We start from the raw sequence: 20,734 nt of genomic DNA on the forward strand, positions 1-20,734 counted from the left end.
AGTCAGGAGGGATATTTGTGGCTATTAAAACATTTGCAGCTATAGATATAGGTTCCTTTGAGCTGGAAATGGGCATCTATGAACTGGCGGGGAAAAACCAGGCCCGCTGTATTGACCAGCTGCGTCATATGATCCCATTAGGCAGAGATGCTTTCAGCGATGAGAAAATCAGCTATACCATGGTAGACGAAATGTGCAGGGTTTTAAAGAACTTTGCAGAAATTATGAATTCATATCATGTAGACGATTACAGGGCATATGCCACCAGCGCTATGCGGGAGGCTAAAAACAATCAGATTATTTTAGATCAGATTAAGGTAAGAACTGGTCTGGATGTTAAGCTGATCAGCAACTCGGAGCAGCGCCTTTTAAGCTATAAAGCTATTGCGGAGAAAGAAGCAGATTTTAATAAAATGATTCAGAAGGCCACTGCCATTGTGGAAGTCAGCTCCGGAAGTATGCAGATGTCCTTATTTGATAAGGACGCCTTAGTGTCCACACAAAATCTGGGGTTAGGCGCTCTGCGCCTTTATGAAACATTATCAGGAGTACAGGCCGCAGAGGAAACCAGACTGGCAATTTTGGAGGAAATGGTAGATAACGAGCTGTTTACCTTCAGAAAAATGTATTTAAAAGACAGGACTATTAAAAACCTTATTGGAACAGGCAAATATATCCGCCATCTGGCTGTTTGGATGAGCCCTGACAGGGACAAAAGCTTTATTTCCGCAAGCACATTTATGGAATTTTACAAAAAACTGTCCTCTATGGGCCTGGATGATATTGAGGACGCCTTTGGAGTAAATAAGGAATATGCGGCTCTTATGCTGCCCAGCACCTTGATTTACAAACGGGTGATGGAGCTGACAGGAGCTGAAACCTTCTGGATTCCAGGAATCCAAATGTGCGACGGAATGGCGGCAGAGTATGGAGAGGAAAAAAATTTAGCTAAATTCGGCCACAATTTTTCAGATGATATTATCGCCACAGCCAGAAACATGGCAAAAAGATATAAATGCCACATCAGCCACAATCAGGCTTTGGAAAAATATGCGCTGGCAATATTTGACAGCATGAAGAAATTCCATGGCCTTGGAAAAAGAGAACGGCTGCTGCTGCAAATTGCAGTAAATCTTCACTCATGCGGAAAGTTTATCAGCATGAGAGATACCAGCGAGTGCGCTTATAATATTATTATGTCCACGGAAATTATAGGATTATCCCATGAAGAGCGGGAGGTAATCGCCAACACTGTAAAATACAATCTGAAGCCTTTCCAATATGAGGAGGCCAGGGAAAATATGATGTTAATTGCTAAGCTGGTAGCAATTCTCAGGCTGGCTAATTCCATGGACAGAAGCCACAATCAAAAGCTGTGGGACAGCAAAGTGCAGCTGAAAGAAAATGAACTGATTGTTACAACAGCCTATGACGGGGACATTACTTTAGAAAGGCTGGCATTTGAGCAGAAGGTAGATTTCTTTGAGGAAATTTACGGAGTACGGCCTGTGTTAAAGCAGAAAAGGAGGGTGTAAACAATGGCAGATATAGATGAAAAGTATTTAGAACCGGAAAATTATGTAAATAGAGAATTAAGCTGGCTGGAATTCAATTATCGAGTTCTCAGCGAAGCCAGAGATAAAACCCTGCCTTTATTTGAAAGATTAAAATTCCTCAGCATTACAGCTTCTAATCTGGATGAATTTTTCATGGTTCGTGTGGCTTCTTTAAAGGATATGGTTCACGCCAAATATAATAAGGCGGATATTGCAGGGTTAAAGCCTGGGGAGCAGCTGGAGAAAATTGCAGTGAAAACCCACGAGCTAGTAGGCCTGCAGTATTCTACCTATAATCGCTCTCTTCTTCCTGCATTAAAGCAGAACGGGCTGTTAGTGATTACCAGCCATGAAAATCTGGATAAAAAGGACGGAGAATTTGTAGATAAATATTTTAAAGAAAATGTATATCCTGTACTTACGCCTATGGCCGTAGATTCCTCCAGACCTTTTCCCCTGGTGAGAAATAAAACTTTGAATATTGCAGCCTTAGTTCAGAAAAAGGACGAGGATGATACTATAGATTTTGCCATGGTTCAGGTGCCCGGCGTGCTTCCTCGAATTGTAGAGCTGCCGAGAGAAGAAGGAGAAGAGCGGGCCGTAATTTTGCTGGAGGAGGTAATTGAAAGAAATATACAGTCTTTATTCCTCAATTATAATATTATTACTGCTCATCCCTTTAGAATTATGAGAAATGCAGACTTCAGCATTGATGAGGACGAGGCGGAGGATCTGCTGATTGAAATTGAAAAGCAGCTGAAGAAAAGACAGTGGGGAGAAGTTATCCGGCTGGAAATTGAAGAAAAGGTGGATAAGCGCCTTTTAAAAATCCTGAAAAAGGAGCTGCATATGAGCAGCAGCGATATATTTGAAATTGCAGGCCCCTTAGATTTAACTGTGCTGATGAAAATGTACGGGCTGGAGGGATTTGACTCCCTAAAAGCGTCTAAATATACGCCTCAGCCGGTGCCTGCTTTGATGAATGAGGACGATATTTTTACAAATATGAGAAAAGGGGATATTTTCCTTCACCATCCTTACCAGACCTTTGACCCGGTAGTAAATTTTGTGAAGACAGCAGCCAGAGATCCTCAGGTTCTGGCTATTAAGCAGACTTTGTACAGGGTCAGCGGAAATTCTCCTATTATTGCCGCTTTGGCGGAGGCGGCCGACAATGGAAAACAGGTTTCTGTTTTAGTGGAGCTGAAGGCCAGATTTGACGAGGAGAATAATATTATATGGGCCAGAAAACTGGAGAAGGCGGGATGCCACGTTATATACGGACTGGTAGGCTTAAAAACTCACAGTAAAATTACTTTAGTAGTCCGCCGCGAGGAGGACGGTATACGCCGCTATGTACATCTGGGCACAGGAAACTACAATGATTCCACAGCCAGATTATATACAGACTGCGGTATTATGACATGCCATCCGCAGATTGGGGAGGACGCCACGGCAGTATTTAACATGCTTTCCGGTTATTCAGAGCCTCTTAGCTGGAATAAGCTGATTGTGGCCCCGTTATGGCTTAGAGAACGGTTCTTAAAGCTGATACGCAGAGAAACTGCCCACGCAAGAGCCGGTAAGCCAGCCCGCATTATTGCCAAAATGAATTCCCTGTGTGATAAAAAGGTAATAGCCTTTCTTTACGAGGCCTCCTGCGCGGGAGTAGAAATTGATATGATTATCCGGGGCATCTGCTGTTTAAAGGCAGGGGTGCCTGGATTAAGCGAAAATATAAAGGTTCGGTCTATTGTAGGCAATTTCCTGGAGCACAGCAGAATTTTCTATTTTGAAAACGACGGCAGCAAAGAGGTTTATATGGGAAGCGCAGACTGGATGCCAAGAAACTTAGACAAGAGAGTGGAAATTGCTTTCCCTGTGGAGGATGAAAGTCTGAAAGAGGAAGTGATTCACATTTTAACAACAGAGCTGGAGGACAACGTAAAGGCACATTTGCTTCAGCCTGACGGTTCCTATGAAAAGGAAGATAGGAGAGGCAAGGTAAGCGTAAACTCTCAGGATCAATTTTGCCAGGAGGCTGTGGAAAAGGCCAGGCAGCAGCTGGAAGGCCAGGAAACAGTAAACGACAGAGTGTTTATTCCTGTGGAAAATCCGGCATATAAAAAATAGTAACCAGGAAGAGAAAGAAAATATGAGGTTATATGCAGAACGTGCAGAATTGATTATGCAGCAGTTAAAGCTGCAGTCCACGGTTAAGGTTGGTGAATTAAGTCAGCTGCTCCATGTGTCAGTAGATACAGTCCGGCGGGATTTAAAGGCTATGGAGCAGCAGGGATTAATAAAATATATACACGGCGGCGCCTGCCTGCCAGAGTCAATGGCCTCTTTCTTGAATTTTACAGGACGTGAGATTGTAAACAGCGGTTTAAAACGGGAGGCGTGTGAAAAAGCCTTAACCTTTATTAAGGAAGGAGACGTTATAGCCCTGAATTCAGGCACCACCAACACAATACTGTCTCAGGAGCTGGCTGCATTGGAGAAAAAAATAACGGTTGTGACTAATAATTATGCAGCAATTAATGTTTTGATGCAAAGCAGCCATATACGTCTGATTGCTGTAGGAGGAGAGATTGATTCCTTAGAGCGGTCTACCTACGGAACAACGTGTGAGCAGGCATTTAGTCAGTATTATCCTGACATTGCTTTCCTGTCTATAAACGCTGTAAATTATAATGATGGGTTTACTGATTTTCGTTTTAATGAAATCGGAATTATCCAATTACTTGCAAAAACAGCGAAGCAGGTAATTGCTGTTATGGATTCCAGCAAGCTGGGAAAGTGTTCAAAAAGGAAAGTACTTTCCAATACTCAAGTAGATACAGTGGTAACGGACAACAATATTTCTCAGGATGTACAGAAAAAATATAAAAAACATGGAATTATAATTATATAAAATATATGTAAAGGTCCAGGCGTCTGCCTGGGCCTTTATTACATATAATTTACATACATTTTATGCTTTTCAGATTGAATTTGCTGTTTTGTGCAGTATATAATTTTGATATAAATAAAAAACAGCAATAAACAGCAAATGAGGAGTATTATTATGAATGTAAAAAAGAACAATAAAGTTCAGTTAATTGTATTTGATTGGGCCGGCACTACTGTAGATTATGCTTCCAGCGCTCCAGGCACAGTATTTGACCGTATATTTACCTTAGCCGGCATTCATCTTACCAGGGAAGAAATTAATGGTCCTATGGGAATGGAAAAAAAGGCCCATATCCGGGAGCTGTTATCATGTGAATCTGGAAACAGGCAGTGGCAGCAGACATATGGCCGTCCCTGGAATGAGGATGATGTAGAAAATTTGTATGAACAATTTGAGGAGGCGTTGTACCAGGTGGTAGTTGAATACAGCTCTCCAATTCCAGGGGTAGTGGAGACTGTAAATGGGCTGAAAAAGCAGGGGCTGAAAATCGGATCTACTACTGGTTACACCTCACAAATGATGGAGCAGGTTATTCCCAAGGCGGCTGCTATGGGGTACAGCGCAGACTGTGTAGTTACTCCAGATGTAACAGGGAAAAGCCGTCCCACCCCGTTTATGTTATTTGAATGTATGCGTCAGATGAACGTATATCCTCCATGCACTGTGGTAAAAGTAGGGGACACAGCTTTGGATATGATGGAAGGAAAAAATGGGGGAGCCTGGAGTATTGGAATTTTAAAGGGTTCTAATTTATTGGGACTTACCCAACAGGAATATGAAAATATGGACCAGGAAAACCTGGAAAAATGCAAAAAGGAAGCAGCAAAAAGGTACAGGGAGGCAGGAGCAGATATAGTAATTGATTCCATTTTAGATTTACCTGAAGCCATTTTAGAGATTAACCGCCGCTTAGAGAAAATGGAGGAGGCAGTAAAATGAATAATTATTATAATCCGGTGCGTACAGTTCAGGGGCCGGGATGCTTAAAATGTCTGCCTCAGATTTTACAGGATATGAAGCTTACACACGGCAGGGTGCTTATTTTAGGATGGGATACTAAAGTGTTTGAATATGATGTTTTTTCCCAGCTTCACAGTTCCAATCAGTCTTTTCATATACAAAAGGCAGTTTTTCAGGAATCAAATCCTACGGTGAAGCATCTTTTTAAAATTTATAAAGAGACAAAAGACTTTTTTCCGGAAGCAGTAGTTGCCATAGGAGGAGGCAGCATTATGGATGTAGGAAAATCCCTGTGCTGTCTGTATGGAAAAGAAATTAGCAGTGAACAGGCTTTAAGAGAATTCATACAAAACAAGGAAATTGGATCTCCAAAAACAAAATGGGTTGGGATTCCCACTACATCTGGCACAGGAAGCGAGGTTACTTGCTGGGCTACTATCTGGGACCCGGAAAAAGAGGCAAAGCGGTCCATAGAAAATCCTGAAAACTACGCATACGCAGCCTTAGTTGATCCTGAAATGACAGAAGGGATGCCCCTAAAGCTGGCTGTATCCTCAGCTTTAGATGCAGTGGCTCATGGAGTAGAAAGCTATTGGGCCAAAGGAACTAACGCTGTTTCAAAAGCCTTGGCACTTTGGGCAGTAAATAGGATTATGAGCAATATGGAGGCCCTGCTTTCCGGGAAAGCAGAAGGCCGCGACGCCATGGCTCAGGGCAGTATGATGGCAGGGCTGGCATTCAGCAATACAAAAACAACAGCCTGCCATTCCATTTCCTATCCTTTGACTATGCACTACAAAATTCCTCATGGCGCCGCTGTAAGTATGCTGCTGGCTCCTGTGTTTCAGATGAATGCTTCCGGCACAGACGGAATGCCTGAATTGTTAAAGGCTTTAGGAGTAAAAGATGGGGAGGATTTGAAAGAACGCATAAGCAGTTTTCTGATTCGTTCCGGACAGCCGGCTTCCCTGAAAGGCTGGGGCGTTAAGGAGGAGGAGCTTCCAGGACTTGCAGAATTAGGAATGACTAAAGGGCGTGCAGACAATAACCCGGTGGAGATTACGGCTGAGACAATTAATATCATCTTGAAATCTATTTATTAAACCCTAAAAACCCTATTTTATTGTACAAAGAAAGGATTGTGAATTGTGATGAAATATAAGAAGATAATGGGAACTGCTTTTGCTGCATTAATGATGACAGCGCTCCTTGCCGGATGCAGTGAAAAGGAGAAGGCTGTTAACACAGATGGACCTGGCGGTCAGGACGGAGTATTTACCATAGCCTATGCTCCCAATGAATCTACTGCTGAAAGCGCAGATGCCCGGGGCGGCCTTGCAAAAGATTTAAGCCAGTTTTTAGGATGTGATGTAGAGGAAATTCAGGCCAGCGACTATAACGCTATAATTGAGGCCCTGCGCACTGGAAAAGCAGATATGGCATATATGGGCTCTCAGGCTTTGGCTTTAGGGGTAGAACGGGCTAATTTAGAGCCAATTGTTATGAAAGCGCCGGAGGGGGACAAGGAACAGGCAATTTATCATTCTGTGCTGATTACAAGCAGCAGTAATAACGAGATAAATTCTATTGAAGATATTAAAGGAAAAACAATGGCATTTGTAGACCCTGATTCTACTTCCGGAAATCTGGTGCCTACGGCGGAGATTATTCAGGCCTTTCCTGATGATAAACTGAATTCAGACAACTTACATACAAACGGAGATTTCTTTGAGGCTGTCAGCTACTCCGGCTCCCATCAGGCAGGGCTGCAGGCGGTTATTAAAGGAGATGTAGATATAGTTCCTATTTCTGATCAGATTCTGGCCTCAGAAATAGCTCACGGCAATGCAGGCGAAGGCGATGTAAAGATTATCCACCAGTCTGGAGCTATACCGGCAGAAGGTATGGTGGTAGGCGAACATGTAAGCCAGGAAACACGTGACAAGCTGGTTCAGTTTCTTACAGCCTATGATAATGAGGCCTACTTTACTGATGTTATTAAAGTGGCAGGGGCCCGTTTTGTTCAGTGCGATATGAGCGATTATGAGGAAATTATTCAGTTAAACAAGATTATTAATGAATTCTAAATACAGGAGAAAAATTATGAAGCCTATTTTAAAATTTAATGGAGTATCTAAATATTATCCAAACGGGGTACATGCGTTAAAAGAGGTTTCCCTGGAAGTAATGGAAGGTGAATTTATCTCTGTTATTGGTCCGTCAGGCTCAGGAAAATCTACACTTCTGCGTGCTGTTAACCGACTGATTCCCATTACCAGCGGCACAGTATGGCTGGACGGCCATACTGTATCTGATCAGCACGGCAGAAAGCTGCGGGAGCAGCGGCGCAAGGTGGGCATGATTTTTCAGAACTATAATTTAGTATACAGCTTATCTGTGCTGCAGAATGTGCTTCACGGAAGACTGGGATATATGAACGGATTAAAAGGCGTGCTTGGAATGTACAGCGAAGCGGAAAAAAGAGAAGCATTAAATTTGCTGAAGGAGCTGGGGCTGGAATCGTTTTGCTACAACAGAGCTTCTGATTTATCTGGAGGACAAAAACAGAGGGTGGGAATTGCCCGCGCAATTATGCAGAATCCTAAATTGCTTTTGTGCGATGAGCCTATTGCCTCATTAGATCCATCCAGCGCAAAAACAATTATGGAGCTGCTTCATAATATGACGCAAAAAAGAAATATTGCCTGTATTGTTAATCTGCATCAGCTGGATGTGGCCTTAAAATATTCCACCCGTATTATTGGATTGTCAAAAGGAGAAATTGTTTTTGACGGCCCTCCCCATCAGTTAAATGATGAGATGATAGAAAGAATATATGGAACTGCCAAGGGAAATTTAATGATTGGAGGAGAAGGTGGTGACAAGACGGATACCGCTGATTGCGCATGATTTAAGAAAACTGTACACTGGATTTTTGGCTGCTGCTGTGATTTTGTTTATGATATGCAGCTTTCTTACAAATTTTAATATAATGACATTAATAGCAAACGGGGATGCCTTCTGGGAATTTATTACACAGGATTTTTTGCCTCCCGCCCTGCCTAAATCAAGCAGAATACCAGGAATACTCTCCAGTGTGCTGGTAACGTTGGCCCTGGCTATGTCAGCCACCACAGTAGCTGCTGTTCTGGCATTCTTTGTGTCCCTATTTGGCAGTGAGAAGGTTTCTCCCTTTCCTAAGGCGGCGAAATTCGTCCGGGGATCTGCCACCTTTCTTAGAAATATACCTGCTTTAGTATGGGCCTTTATACTATTTTCTTCTCTGGGAATTGGTACGGGAGTAGGCTTTGTAGCTTTATTTATTACCAGCTTTGCTTTTATGGTCCGCGCATTTGTGGAAACTATGGAGGATGTGTCCCAGGACTGTGTAGAAAGCTTGCTGGCAGTAGGCGCAACCTTTCCCCAAAGAGTGTGGCAGGCAATTCTTCCCTCCTGCCTCAGCGGTTTTTTGTCCTGGTTTCTTTACTGTGTGGAAATTAATATTCGCGCTTCTACAATTGTGGGAATGGTTGGAGGCGGAGGCGTGGGCTTAACTTTGTTTTCCTACATAAAAGGTTTTCAGTATGACATTGCCTTTAGTATTATCCTGTTAATTGCCCTTATGGTAATTGTAGTTGATCAGATTACCGGCAGGCTGAGAAGGGAGCTGTTAAAATGAATGTAAATTATAATGAACTTGCCGTGAACCTGGAATTGAAACCGGCTAAAACAAAAAATGTTACCAGGATTCCGGTAAAATGCAGGCAGAGAAACCAAGTAATCCCTATTTTTCTTATTTCTGTTGGGGCCTTATCAATTTTAAGTCTGATTTATCTGGAAATTGACTGGGGAAAAATGATATCCCGCATTCCTGAGGTGGGAAAAGTATTTTGGTATTTGGCGCATCTAAATATCTCCCATATAGACCTGGTATTTTCTTCTTTAATAGAGACAATATCCATTGCAGTATTGTCTTTATTATACAGCTTAGTTTTAGGAATTTTGTTTGGAATGCTGGCGGCGCGAAATGTATTTGGGATTCCCGTTCTGTCTGTAATTACCCAGTCTTTTTTTACCTTCCTCAGGGCGGTGCCAACCCCTGTGTGGGTACTTCTTATGCTGGTATGTTTAGGCATGGGACCAGAGGCGGGAGTAGCGGGACTTTGTGTTCACACAACTGCATTTTTTACAAAATCATTTGCCCAGAGCTTTGAAAGTATTTCAAGTGAAACAATTGAAGCCCTGGAAGTTACAGGCACCAGCCGCCTTAGTATTTTTACAAATACAATTTTGCCGGCCGCTTTTTCTCAGATTGTTGCATGGGCGGGAATGCGCCTGGAAACCAACTTTTCTGAGTGCGCAATTCTTGGAATGGTGGGGGCCGGAGGCATTGGCTATGTGATTTCCAACAGCTTGCAGGGCTATAATTACGGCACGGCCGGCACAGCTATTTTGCTTGTGTTTATAGTAGCGTATTCTATTGAAAGAATTTTTATAAGAATCAAGAAAAAGTTTACTTATTAATTAACTGAATTGCAAATCCGGCGATTTCATTTTGAAGATAAATAACATAAATGGAACCGTCCTCATTTCTCTTGGCAGACCCATGGTTTACTGGAACCCCCTTATCCTCCAAATATTTAATAGCCGCTTCCATATCAGGGGGATAAAACGCAATGTGCCCATGGGTTCCGGGGCCGTTGCCTGCCATGGCCTCAATACAGGCGCCGGCAAATGGAGAGCCTTTCTTTTCTGTTCTTAATTCTAAATCAAAAATACTGGAAAATAGCGTGACGATTTCTACTGCTTCCTGTCTGTCCTTTCCATTAATTCCAATATGCTGCATAGTAAATTCTGGTTTCATTATTAACAGTTTCCTTTCCTTCAGTTTTCTGACAGTTCTTTCTGGTTATTATTTATATTACCACGGCGTATTAGCTGTGTAAACAATATACCACCAGTATGAAAAGGGCTGAATTTGGTTTATCCGTAATGATCTGGAAAAATTGCCATATATTTTTAAGATAAATTTAAGGCGAAGCAGAGAGAGACATGATATAATGGAAAAAGTAAAGTTTGTTTATAATGAAGGAGGAAACTCATGGCAGACACTAATATTCTGGTAGTTGATGATGAGAATGAGATTGCAGAGCTGGTGGAAATTTATTTAGTCAGCGACGGGTATAAAGTTTTTAAGGCAAATAATGCCCAGGAGGGCTTTAGTATATTGAATAAAGAGAAGGTTCATCTGGTACTTTTGGACATTATGATGCCGGGAATGGACGGAATGGATATGTGCCGGAAGATTAGGGAGACAAATAATATTCCTATTATTATGCTAAGCGCAAAGTCCACAGATTTAGATAAGATTATGGGCTTAGGCATCGGGGCTGACGACTATGTGGCAAAGCCGTTTAATCCTTTAGAGCTGACTGCCAGAGTAAAATCACAGCTGCGTCGCTACACTCAGTTAAACCCTAACAGCAGCGCCAGGGAAAATGAAAAAAATGAAATTATTATTAAAGGTTTAGTGATCAATAAAGATAATCATAAGGTTATAGTGTATGATGAGGAAATTAAACTGACTCCTATTGAGTTTGATATTCTTTACCTTTTGGCTTCCAACCCGGGAAAGGTGTTCAGCACAGATGAAATATTTGAGCGTGTGTGGAACGAAAAAGTTTATGAAGCCAATAATACGGTTATGGTACATATCAGACGTCTTAGAGGCAAGATGAAGGAGGATACCAGACAAAATAAAATTATTACAACAGTCTGGGGGGTAGGATACAAAATTGAAAAGTAACCTGAGCAGAAAATATTATGGACGGATTGTTACAAACATTGTATTCAGCGGGGCAGTAACCTGCCTGATTCTTGTTTTCCTGGTAACGAATCTGTCTACTTTGGCTGAATATCTAATATCCAGGGGAGGCTCTAACCCTTTTTTGGAGATGATGGCAGAGTCAGGGACAGTTATGGTGCTTCTATATGTAATATTAGGCATTCTCATATTTTCCGTCTCTTTTTTAATGCTGCAGGAGCGTTCTATCCGGTATATTGAGGCTTTGTCAGAAGCCATCAGAAAGGTGTCGGAGGGAGATCTGAACACCTTTGTGGAGGTGGTAGGGGACGACGAGTTTTCCGGCATGGCAGAAAATTTAAACAAGATGGTGGGAGAAATCAGGGAGCTGATGGATAAGGAGAGGGAGGCAGAAAGGACGAAAAACGAGCTGATTACAAATGTGGCCCACGACCTGAGAACGCCTCTTACCTCTATTATTGGTTATTTGGAGCTGCTTTCCGGAAAAGTGCAGCTGCCTGCTGAGATGCAGCACAAATATATTGATATTGCATATACAAAGGCCAAACGTCTGGAAAAGCTTATTGAAGATTTGTTTGGCTTTACAAAGCTGAATTACGGAAAGATTTCCATGAAAATAGCTAAGGTAGACATTATTAAGCTGTTAAGTCAGCTTTTAGAGGAATTTTACCCTAGTTTTGCAGATAAGAATTTGTCTTATGAGCTGCAGTCCAACGTACCTGCAAAAACCATTATGGCTGACGGAAATCTGCTTGCCCGCCTGTTTGACAATTTGATTAATAACGCCATTAAATACGGCGCTGACGGAAAAAGAGTGTTGGTAAAGATTTATGCTGAGGAGGAGGTAGTGACTGTTTCTGTAATTAATTACGGATATGTGATTCCAGAGGAAGAGCTGCCTTTGATTTTTAATAAGTTTTACAGAGTGGAGCATTCCAGATCCACCAACACAGGAGGGACAGGCTTAGGCCTGGCTATTGCAAAGAATATTGTAGATATGCACGGCGGCACCATTGATGTTTCCAGCGACATGGAAGGAACTGTATTTACAATTTGCCTTAGAGTAAATTTTGATATTAACAAAGAAAACTTTGGGAAGATTGGATGAAAATGATGATGTCCAGATTCAGAAATAATTTAAAGAAAGCCGGTTTTATCTTGGCGGCGGTTATATTTGCCGCTGTTCCTGCTACAGCCTTAGCTGACCAGGAAAAAACTTCAGAAAGTGTTTATATGATAGCGGAGGAAGCCAGTCCGATTTACGGGCCGGTTTCTTTTGATGTTACTTATGGAGTAAACGACACTGGAAAAGGCGGAAGATATGTGCCTGTAAACGTGATAATAGACAATACGCAGGAACAGCCTTTTCAGGGTACAGTAACTGTGACTACAATGGAAGCTGATTATCAGGTGTACTCTTATGAATATCCGGCAGCGGTAAATGCTAAGGAGAAGCTGAGTACACAATATATGATTCCCTTTGGAAATGGGTCTGACCAGGTATTTGTTTCTTTATATGATGGCCAGAATAAACAAATTGGGACAAAACGTTTAAAAATGAATGTAAGCAAAGAGGTGCCGGAGCTGTTTATCGGGGCTTTGTGCGATACGCCGGAGGCTTTGCAGTATTTAGATGGCGTGGGGGTAAATTACAGCGCCTTAAAAACAAAGCTGCTTCCTATGGAGACAGAAAGCTTTCCAAATACTACAAAGGGTTTGGATATGCTGGACGTACTGATTGTGACGAATTACAGGCTGAGAGATCTGACAGAGCAGCAGACAAAGGCCATTATGGATTGGGTCAGAGACGGCGGAGTTTTGATTATGGGAACTGGAGAGCGGGTGGAGGATACCCTGGGCCGCTTTGCTCCTGAGCTTTTGGATGACAACTATGGGGCGCCTCAAATGATGGAAGTGCAGATGAAGGAAGATTCAGAGGAAAATGTGGCGGATTCCATTTTAAATATTACATGTGTGGAAATTCCTATGCACGGCTCCAGCATTCTGATGGCGGACGAAGGATTTCCCCTTTTTCAGTCAGCCCCCAAGGAAAAGGGAATTATTGCAGTAGCTGCCTTTGATTTTACAGATATCAGCAGCTACGGTGAAGAAGAACCTTCCTTTGTGGACAGTTTGTTTACCAATCTTTTAGGGGAGGACAGGCTGCTGCAGCTGACAGATTATTTTTACGGCGGCAGCTCTCAGGAATTCTGGTCTGTGCAGGAGGTAATTAACAGCGGAAATGTAAGCAGACTGCCTAAAGTGTCAGTGTATCTGATGATTATTATACTGTATATTTTTCTGGCAGGCCCTGGCCTTTACTGGTTTTTGAGAAAAAGGGAGAAAAGGCAGTACTATTGGGGCGGAGTTATTCTCCTGGTTCTTAATTTTACAGCTTTAATATATGTAATGGGTATAGGAACCAGGTTCCGGAGAACCTTTCTAACCTATGCTACAATTATGGATGTGTCTGAGGATACAATAGTAGATAACAGCTATATGAATGTGCGCAATCCTTACAGCAGGCCATATGAGGTGGAGTTTGTACCGGATTATTCCGTGCGTCCTATTACCAGAAGCGCCAGATATGACTATATGTCAATACCGCAGTTTACAGAACATGCAACAGAAAAAATGAGAATACAAAATCAGCCTGATAAGCTGAAGATCTCTTTCCAGGACGCTGTGGCCTTTGAACCGCATTATTTTCAGCTGAGAAAAAGCTATGAAAATACAGAGTCTGCAGGCATAACAGGAGAGATTCAGTATTTTGACGGCAAGGTAACAGGAACTATTACAAATCAGTTTAACTTCCGTCTGGAGGATGTGGCGGTCCTGCTTTTTGGCCACTTAATTGTAGTGGGAGAGTTGGATGCCGGAGAAAGTATTCAGCTTTCTGATTATCCTGTTTACAACACGCCTTTAGGAAACTCTCATATTACGGCGGCAGCGGATACAGGCCTTACAGAATATGAAAAGGCAGATATTCAAAATAAGGATTATTTGAAATCTGTAGAAAGAACAAATCTTCTAGCTTTTTATATGGATAACAGTTTGGAAGGCTACAGAAGAGAGGCCAGAGTCATTGGATTTAACCAGGATACAGGCCGGCAGTTTATTGGAGAAAAGGAATATGAGGCATACGGCCTTACCATGTTTACTTCTGCAATAGAGGTGTATAACGACAATATGGACGGGGACGTGTACAGGTCGGGAATAATGAAGAAGCCTGTGGCGTTAAAAGGCAGTTACGATTCCACAAGAAATTCCACATATGGAACGGATTCCGTTACATTAGAATATTCTCTTGGAAATGATCTGGAGGTGGAAGAAATCACATTTCAGCAGGTTTCCCCTGAGCTTTGGGGAAGCGAGCTGTTAGGAGCAGTAAGATTATTCCAGGGAGCAATGTATTTTTATAATTATAATACAGGCAGCTATGACAAAATGGATCAGGATAAGGTTTCCTTTACAGTTGATGAGCTAAAGCCCTACCTGTCCCCGGGAAATACGCTGAATGTGAAATATATTTGCGCCCAGGCTATTGAATCCAACTGGGAGCTGGTGCTTCCTATGCCTATGGTAACAGGGAGGGAAAAGTGATGCTGAAAATTAAGGACCTGGTGAAGGTATACGGTAAATATCAGGCTCTAAACCACCTGGACCTGGAAGTGCGGGAGGGAGCGCTGTTTGGTTTTATCGGGCCTAATGGAGCCGGGAAAACTACTACTATGAAGATTTTAGTGGGTTTGCTGACAGCTGACAGCGGTCAGATATTTTGGAATGACGAAAAAGTCAGTGTGATGAGCAAAAGCTGGAAGGAAAAAATCGGTTATGTGCCAGACTCCTTTGGCGTTTATGACAATTTAAAAGTCAGCGAATATATGGAATTTTTTGCTTCATGCTACGGATTGGAGGGGCTGACAGCCAGAAAGCGGTGTGCAATTCTGCTGGAGCAGGTAGGTTTAGAAGATAAAATGGAATTTTATGTAGACGGCCTGTCCAGGGGAATGCAGCAGAGATTATGTCTGGCCAGGGCGTTGATTCATAACCCGCCTATATTAATATTGGATGAGCCTTCTTCCGGTTTGGACCCCAGAACCAGATACGAGTTTAAGGAAAACTTAATGGAATTGCAGGAGTTAGGCAAAACCATTATCATTAGTTCTCATGTGCTTTCAGAGCTCTCAGAATTCTGCACAGATATTGGAATTATAGATCAGGGAAAAATAGTGCTCAGCGGAAATATTAACGATACTCTCAGCCGGGTAAGCCATTCCAACCCTCTTATGATTTCTTTATTTGGCAATGATCAGGAAAAGGCTGTAAGTCTGTTAAAAAGCCATCCTTATGTGAAAACCATATCTATAAACGGTAAAGATTTGGTGGTGCGCTTCACAGGAGACGAGCAGGATGAGGCCCAGCTGCTTCAGAGAATGGTGGATGCAGATATTCATGTGCGCAGTTTTGCCAGGGAGAAAGGAAGCCTGGAATCTTTGTTTATTGAGATTACAGATAATGGGGAGGAAAGGACGGTGATGAAATTTGAATATGAATCCGATTTATAAAAGAGAGACAAAGGCAGCGGTGAGAACCATCAGACTGCCCCTGATTATTGTCATATTTAACGGCCTGCTGGCTTTAGTAGCTCTTTTAAGCATGTATTCTAATGTGGAGCAGGTAAAGGTTACTGCTGATATACAGTATACAGCCTTTCTGGATTTATATGGTTTCGTGGCCTCCCTGGAATTTGTGCTTTTAATTTTAATTATGCCGGCCCTGACCTCCTCTACAATCAGCAGTGAGAGAGAAAGAAAAACTCTGGATATTATGCTGACTACCGGACTGACGCCGGAGAAAATTGTGCAGGGGAAGCTGGCGGCTGCCTGCACTTCCTTATTTCTTATTATTGTTTCCAGCTTTCCCGTAATGGCTTTAGTATTTGTTTATGGGGGAATACGCTGGAAAGATATTGGTATGCTGATGATGTGCTACCTGGTTTCTGCCTTATTTGCCGGCAGCATTGGAATCTGCTGTTCTGCCGGCTTTAAAAAGTCTACAGTGTCTACAGTAGCTGCTTATGGAATTATGGCGGTGGTTGTGGCAGGCACTTATGCGGCAAATGAATTTGCAGCTTCTTTAAGCAGAATGGAGGCCGCCACATATACAGGCATTCAAGCTGCTCAGGCTGAGATAGGCAGCGGCGGTTTTATTTATCTTTTGCTGGCAAACCCAGCCGTAACATTTTTTATAACAATTAGTAAGCAGCTAAGTCCTGCGGAGCATCCCATTGAAAATTGGTTCGGAGGACATCAGGCTTCAATCATTACAGACTACTGGATCTGGATTAGCATGGCAGTCCAGCTGGCGGCAGCTGTTATATTAATTTTGCTTGCAATTAGAATGGTGAATCCTAAAAGATGGAGGAAATGATATGTTAAAAATCGGATGCCACCTGTCATCTTCCAAAGGCTACAGAGCCATGGGAAAGATGGCGGTGGAAATCAATGCAAATACATTCCAGTTCTTTACCAGAAATCCCAGAGGGGCCAAGGCAAAAGCTATTAATTCTGAGGATGTAAAAGGATTTTTGGAGCAAAAAGAGGAGACGGGCATAGGAGTGATTGTGGCTCATGCTCCTTACACGCTAAACGCCTGCGCGGCAGATGAAGGCCTGCGGAACTTTGCCAGAGAAACTATGGAGGACGATTTGGCAAGAATGGAATATACTCCAGGGAATTTTTATAATTTTCATCCTGGAAGTCACGTGAAGCAGGGCGCGGAAACAGGTATTATGTATATAGCAGAAATGTTAAATAAAATCTTAAAGCCGAATCAGACTACTACTGTGCTGCTGGAAACCATGTCGGGAAAGGGCAGCGAGGTAGGGCGAAGCTTTGAAGAGCTTAGAGAGATTCTGGACCGTGTGGAATTATCTGATAAAATGGGGGTATGTCTGGACACCTGCCATGTGTGGGACGGAGGCTATGACATTGTAAACCATCTGGATGAAGTGCTGACAGAATTTGACCAGGTAATCGGGCTGAAACGGCTGAAGGCAATTCATTTAAATGACAGCCAGAATCCGCTAGGAGCTCATAAGGACAGACATGCCAGAATCGGAGAAGGGCATATTGGGGCTGAAGCCTTAGTGCGGGTGGTAAATCACCCTGCCCTTAGATCCCTTCCCTTTGAATTGGAAACCCCTAACCAGCTGCCGGGGTATGCAAAAGAAATTGCTTTTTTCAGGGAAAATTATGAAAAATAAAAAATAGTTGAGCGCCAAAGCGCGAAACTATTTGCTACCCAAACGAAGCAATAGCGGAGTTCGGGTTTCCCGCAGTTTTTTATGGAACGAGGGACGAGTGAAATAAAAAAATAAAATTCCGGCAGGGCGCAAAATGCGCCCTAAGCCGGAAAATCTGAATTGATGTAATTTATCCTAAAATTTAAAATATTGCAGCTATAAGAATACATAGCAATGTGCCCAGGAGAGTGGGAAGCAGGATGGCGGCAGCCGTCCATTTAAGGCTTCCTGTCTCCTTTTTTATTGTCAGGCATGTAGTGGAGCAGGGCCAGTGAAACAGGCAGAAAATCATCATGCATAAGGCTGTTACCCAGGTCCAGCCCTGACTGGCAAGCAGCAGTCCCAAGTCAGCAGTGCTGGTCATTTCCGTCAACATACCGGTTTGAAGGTAAGCCATTAAAATAATAGGAATCACAATCTCATTTGCCGGAAATCCCAGAATAAAAGCGGCAAGTATGGTTCCATCCATACCCATAAGATTTCCTAAGGGGTCCAGGAAGCCGGTAAATAAGGTTAAAAGGGAAGGGGCGTCTGTCTGAGCCGCTGAGGCAAACCAGCCGGCGCCAGGCCCGGTATAAGCAATATTTGCTAAAATCCAAATAATCAGTCCTGCAGGAGCGGCTACAGCCACAGCCCTTCCAAGTACAAAGAGGGTCCTGTCAAAAATAGACCGGATAATCACCTTCTTGATTTCAGGATGTCTGTAGGGGGGAAGCTCTAAAGTAAAGGAGGAAGGGATTCCCTTTAAAAGGGTGTGGGACAAAATCCAGGAAGCTCCTAAAGTAGCCGCCACACCTAACAGAATAGTTAAGGTCAGCATAATAGCCGATAAAAATGATCCGGCTGCAGGGTTGGATATTTGGGCCACAAAAAATATTGTAATTAAGGTTACAAGGGTAGGAAGGCGGCCGTTGCAGGGAACCAGAGAGTTGGTCAGTATAGCAATCAGCCGTTCCCTGGGAGAATCAATAATCCGGCATCCTACTACTCCGGCTGCATTGCATCCAAGTCCCATAGCCATAGTGAGACATTGCTTCCCGCAGGCCTTACATTTTTGAAAGGACCGGTCCATGTTAAACGCCACTCGCGGAAGATATCCCAGATCTTCCAATAGTGTAAATAAAGGAAAAAAAATAGCCATAGGAGGCAGCATAACAGAAATCACCCAGGCCAGGACCCTGTATACTCCATAAACCAGCGATGAAATCAACCACTGAGGCGATCCGGCGGCAGTCATGGCATCTGCCAGCCGCTCCTCCAGCCAGAACAGGCAGTTCCAGAGAAACTGTGAAGGGTAATTAGCTCCAGCCATAGACAGCCAGAAAACTCCCAGCAGCATAAGTACCATAATCAGGGAGCCGGTGTAAGGGCCGGTTAAAATACGGTCCAGAAATTCCTCCCTTTGTCTGTAGTTGGTTTTTGTGTATGTGACAGTTTCCTGGGCCAGCTTTTTAGGACAAAAGTCCAGGCAGTCATAGTGCATCTGCTGGCCGGCCGCCTGATGTATAGTATCCTTGATTTTCTGAATGTCATCTGCTGACCTGGCGCAGCAGGGAACTACAGGAATTTGAAGTACATCCTGCAGCAGCTGATAATCAATAAGAATTCCTTTTCTGCCTGCCTCGTCGCAAAGGTTCACGCAAAGCACCACAGGGACTCCCTGAACTTTTACCTGCTCTATTTCCAGCGTCTGCTTTAAAAAGTGAAGCCCCCGCTCCAGGCAGGTGGCATCGCAGACCAGAAGAATAACTGAGGCGATGCCAGAGCAAAGAAAATCTCTGGCAACCACCTCATCTTCTGAGTGGGCTGCCAGAGAATAGGTCCCCGGCAGATCCACCAAAAGATATTCCTGCTCCCCGGCTGTAAAAGTGCCCTGGGCAGTAGTAACCGTTACACCTGGCCAGTTTCCTGTATGCTGCCGCAAACCAGTCAGCCCATTAAATATGGTGCTTTTTCCCACATTAGGATTGCCGGCCAAAGCGACTGCAATTCGTTTTTGATCCATCCTTAATTCTCCATAATAAAAGCCTTATTGTTTATTATGAAAGGACGGGATTTAGGGTGCAGGTTCATTTTTAAAACATTATAAAACAGCTTCTGCCTGTAAAGGCCTTACAAAAATCTCACCTGCGTTGGAGAAACGCAGTCCGATTACTGCATTGCGCACCATGTAGGCTTTCATGCCGCCTTTGCGGCCGCTTAAAACACAGGAGACAATTTCATCAGGCACAAACCCTAAATCCATCAACCGGGTGGACATGCCATCTTCACTGGCGATCCATACAACCTGGGCTTTCTGGCCTGTCTCTATCTGATTTAATGGGATAACCATAATAATTTTCACATCGCAGACTTTTATGCTTATGATTACTATATGGAAACTTGAGAAAAATGTGAAAGCCGTTTATGGAAGAATTACAGGCACAGGCTGGTGGATGGAAATAGAGTTTTCAGTAACAATGCAGTCATAGGCCATAATCTGAACTCCGGCAGTCTGAGCGGCCTTTAAGGCCTGAGCAAATTCCTTATGGGTCTCTGTATTAGGCTCAAAATGATGTATGCCGGTCATTTGAACTACAAATAATAAATAAGCCTGGCAGCCTTCCTCAACAGCTTTGATTAATTCATAAACGTGTTTCACCCCACGGACAGTAGGGGCGTCGGGAAAACGGACAATTCCCCTGTCCTCTAAAGTAACACCCTTTACCTCCATGTAAGCAGACTTGCCGTCGCATTGAAATGCCAGGTCAAACCGGGAACTGCCAAAAGTAACTTCCCTTCGGATATTAGTGACGCTGTGGCCCGGCAGTCCGCCGGATAAAAGCCACTGTGCAGCTACAGCGTTGGGAATTTGGGAATCCATATTAATAAGTAAGCTGTCTTTCCACACTGCAATTAAAGAATAAGAGGTTTTTCTGCCCAAAGCCTTTGCGTCAGGGTGATATTCTAAAATCACGGTTACGCCGGGGATTAAAAGCTCCCGGCATCGCCCCGTATTTTTTACATGGCACGTTATTTCCTGATTATGGACAAGTACCTTTGCAATAAAACGGTTAGGCCTGCTGATAAAAGTTCCATGTTCTATATGAGAATATTCCATAAATAAAGATGCTCCTTACTATAGCTTCTAT

19 protein-coding genes are annotated in these 20,734 nt (G+C 43.1%); 15 read left to right on the top strand and 4 right to left on the bottom strand.

Translation table 11 applies throughout. From position 1 onward, the window contains the following. The first annotated feature begins 17 nt into the window (after positions 1 to 17). From C1A07_RS10240 to C1A07_RS10280, 9 genes are all read left to right on the top strand, one after another. Positions 18 to 1,535: a Ppx/GppA phosphatase family protein gene (locus C1A07_RS10240; RefSeq protein ID WP_101877019.1), complete on the top strand. Its 1,518-nt coding sequence runs from the start codon at positions 18 to 20 to the stop codon at positions 1,533 to 1,535. Positions 1,536 to 1,538: 3 nt separating this feature from the next. Next, entirely contained in the window at positions 1,539 to 3,689 is a 2,151-nt protein-coding gene (locus C1A07_RS10245) for an RNA degradosome polyphosphate kinase (protein WP_101877020.1), read from the top strand. Positions 3,690 to 3,711: 22 nt separating this feature from the next. After that, complete coding sequence (locus C1A07_RS10250) at positions 3,712 to 4,473, top strand: DeoR/GlpR family DNA-binding transcription regulator (protein ID WP_101877021.1); 762 nt, start codon at positions 3,712 to 3,714, stop codon at positions 4,471 to 4,473. A gap of 153 nt (positions 4,474 to 4,626) precedes the next feature. Then, positions 4,627 to 5,451: a phosphonoacetaldehyde hydrolase gene (gene phnX, locus C1A07_RS10255; protein WP_101877022.1), complete on the top strand. Its 825-nt coding sequence runs from the start codon at positions 4,627 to 4,629 to the stop codon at positions 5,449 to 5,451. Further along, a complete protein-coding gene (locus C1A07_RS10260) occupies positions 5,448 to 6,575 on the top strand; it encodes a phosphonoacetaldehyde reductase (protein WP_101877023.1) in 1,128 nt (375 codons plus the stop codon). Before phnX ends, C1A07_RS10260 begins: the two co-directional genes overlap by 4 nt. A gap of 48 nt (positions 6,576 to 6,623) precedes the next feature. Then, positions 6,624 to 7,559, top strand: a complete 936-nt coding sequence (locus C1A07_RS10265; protein ID WP_101877024.1) for a phosphate/phosphite/phosphonate ABC transporter substrate-binding protein — start codon at positions 6,624 to 6,626, stop codon at positions 7,557 to 7,559. 16 nt (positions 7,560 to 7,575) lie between these two features. Beyond that, positions 7,576 to 8,382, top strand: coding sequence for a phosphonate ABC transporter ATP-binding protein (phnC, locus tag C1A07_RS10270; RefSeq protein WP_101877025.1), 807 nt, complete (start codon positions 7,576 to 7,578; stop codon positions 8,380 to 8,382). After that, positions 8,351 to 9,151 carry a PhnE/PtxC family ABC transporter permease gene (locus tag C1A07_RS10275; protein ID WP_242972293.1) on the top strand — a complete coding sequence of 267 codons (801 nt, stop codon included), beginning with the start codon at positions 8,351 to 8,353 and terminating at the stop codon, positions 9,149 to 9,151. The genes phnC and C1A07_RS10275 overlap by 32 nt, the downstream gene beginning before the upstream one ends. Continuing rightward, positions 9,148 to 9,996 carry a PhnE/PtxC family ABC transporter permease gene (locus C1A07_RS10280; RefSeq protein WP_101877026.1) on the top strand — a complete coding sequence of 283 codons (849 nt, stop codon included), beginning with the start codon at positions 9,148 to 9,150 and terminating at the stop codon, positions 9,994 to 9,996. The genes C1A07_RS10275 and C1A07_RS10280 overlap by 4 nt, the downstream gene beginning before the upstream one ends. On the opposite strand, the gene C1A07_RS10285 is transcribed toward C1A07_RS10280, so the two are convergent. Beyond that, positions 9,986 to 10,336, bottom strand: a complete 351-nt coding sequence (locus tag C1A07_RS10285) for a VOC family protein (protein ID WP_101877027.1) — start codon at positions 10,334 to 10,336, stop codon at positions 9,986 to 9,988. The genes C1A07_RS10280 and C1A07_RS10285 overlap by 11 nt on opposite strands. Before the next feature lie 237 nt (positions 10,337 to 10,573). Here C1A07_RS10285 and C1A07_RS10290 point away from each other — a divergent pair, with 237 nt between their 5' ends. The 6 genes from C1A07_RS10290 to C1A07_RS10315 are packed head-to-tail and all read left to right on the top strand — an operon-like array spanning position 10,574 to position 17,564. Continuing rightward, positions 10,574 to 11,278 (top strand): response regulator transcription factor, encoded by a 705-nt coding sequence (locus tag C1A07_RS10290; protein ID WP_101877028.1) that lies wholly within the window; start codon positions 10,574 to 10,576, stop codon positions 11,276 to 11,278. Next, positions 11,268 to 12,404, top strand: coding sequence for a sensor histidine kinase (locus tag C1A07_RS10295; protein ID WP_180952228.1), 1,137 nt, complete (start codon positions 11,268 to 11,270; stop codon positions 12,402 to 12,404). The genes C1A07_RS10290 and C1A07_RS10295 overlap by 11 nt, the downstream gene beginning before the upstream one ends. Then, positions 12,401 to 14,899, top strand: a complete 2,499-nt coding sequence (locus tag C1A07_RS10300; protein ID WP_101877029.1) for a type 1 glutamine amidotransferase family protein — start codon at positions 12,401 to 12,403, stop codon at positions 14,897 to 14,899. Before C1A07_RS10295 ends, C1A07_RS10300 begins: the two co-directional genes overlap by 4 nt. Beyond that, positions 14,899 to 15,864, top strand: coding sequence for an ABC transporter ATP-binding protein (locus C1A07_RS10305; RefSeq protein ID WP_101877030.1), 966 nt, complete (start codon positions 14,899 to 14,901; stop codon positions 15,862 to 15,864). Before C1A07_RS10300 ends, C1A07_RS10305 begins: the two co-directional genes overlap by 1 nt. Further along, positions 15,848 to 16,729 carry an ABC transporter permease gene (locus C1A07_RS10310; RefSeq protein WP_330399497.1) on the top strand — a complete coding sequence of 294 codons (882 nt, stop codon included), beginning with the start codon at positions 15,848 to 15,850 and terminating at the stop codon, positions 16,727 to 16,729. Before C1A07_RS10305 ends, C1A07_RS10310 begins: the two co-directional genes overlap by 17 nt. A gap of 1 nt (position 16,730) precedes the next feature. Beyond that, positions 16,731 to 17,564, top strand: coding sequence for a deoxyribonuclease IV (locus tag C1A07_RS10315; protein WP_101877032.1), 834 nt, complete (start codon positions 16,731 to 16,733; stop codon positions 17,562 to 17,564). Between the two features lie 181 nt (positions 17,565 to 17,745). Here C1A07_RS10315 and feoB read toward each other — a convergent pair whose 3' ends face one another. From feoB to sfsA, 3 genes are all read right to left on the bottom strand, one after another. Beyond that, positions 17,746 to 19,608 (bottom strand): ferrous iron transporter B, encoded by a 1,863-nt coding sequence (gene feoB / locus C1A07_RS10320; RefSeq protein ID WP_101877033.1) that lies wholly within the window; start codon positions 19,606 to 19,608, stop codon positions 17,746 to 17,748. A gap of 78 nt (positions 19,609 to 19,686) precedes the next feature. Further along, a complete protein-coding gene (locus C1A07_RS10325; protein WP_101878114.1) occupies positions 19,687 to 19,935 on the bottom strand; it encodes a FeoA family protein in 249 nt (82 codons plus the stop codon). A gap of 72 nt (positions 19,936 to 20,007) precedes the next feature. Beyond that, entirely contained in the window at positions 20,008 to 20,703 is a 696-nt protein-coding gene (sfsA, locus tag C1A07_RS10330; RefSeq protein ID WP_101877034.1) for a DNA/RNA nuclease SfsA, read from the bottom strand. Between the last annotated feature and the right edge of the window lie 31 nt (positions 20,704 to 20,734).

Origin of the sequence: Lachnoclostridium edouardi (assembly GCF_900240245.1) — a bacterium.
In the GTDB taxonomy this organism is placed as follows: Bacteria; Bacillota; Clostridia; order Lachnospirales; family Lachnospiraceae; genus Lachnoclostridium_A; species Lachnoclostridium_A edouardi.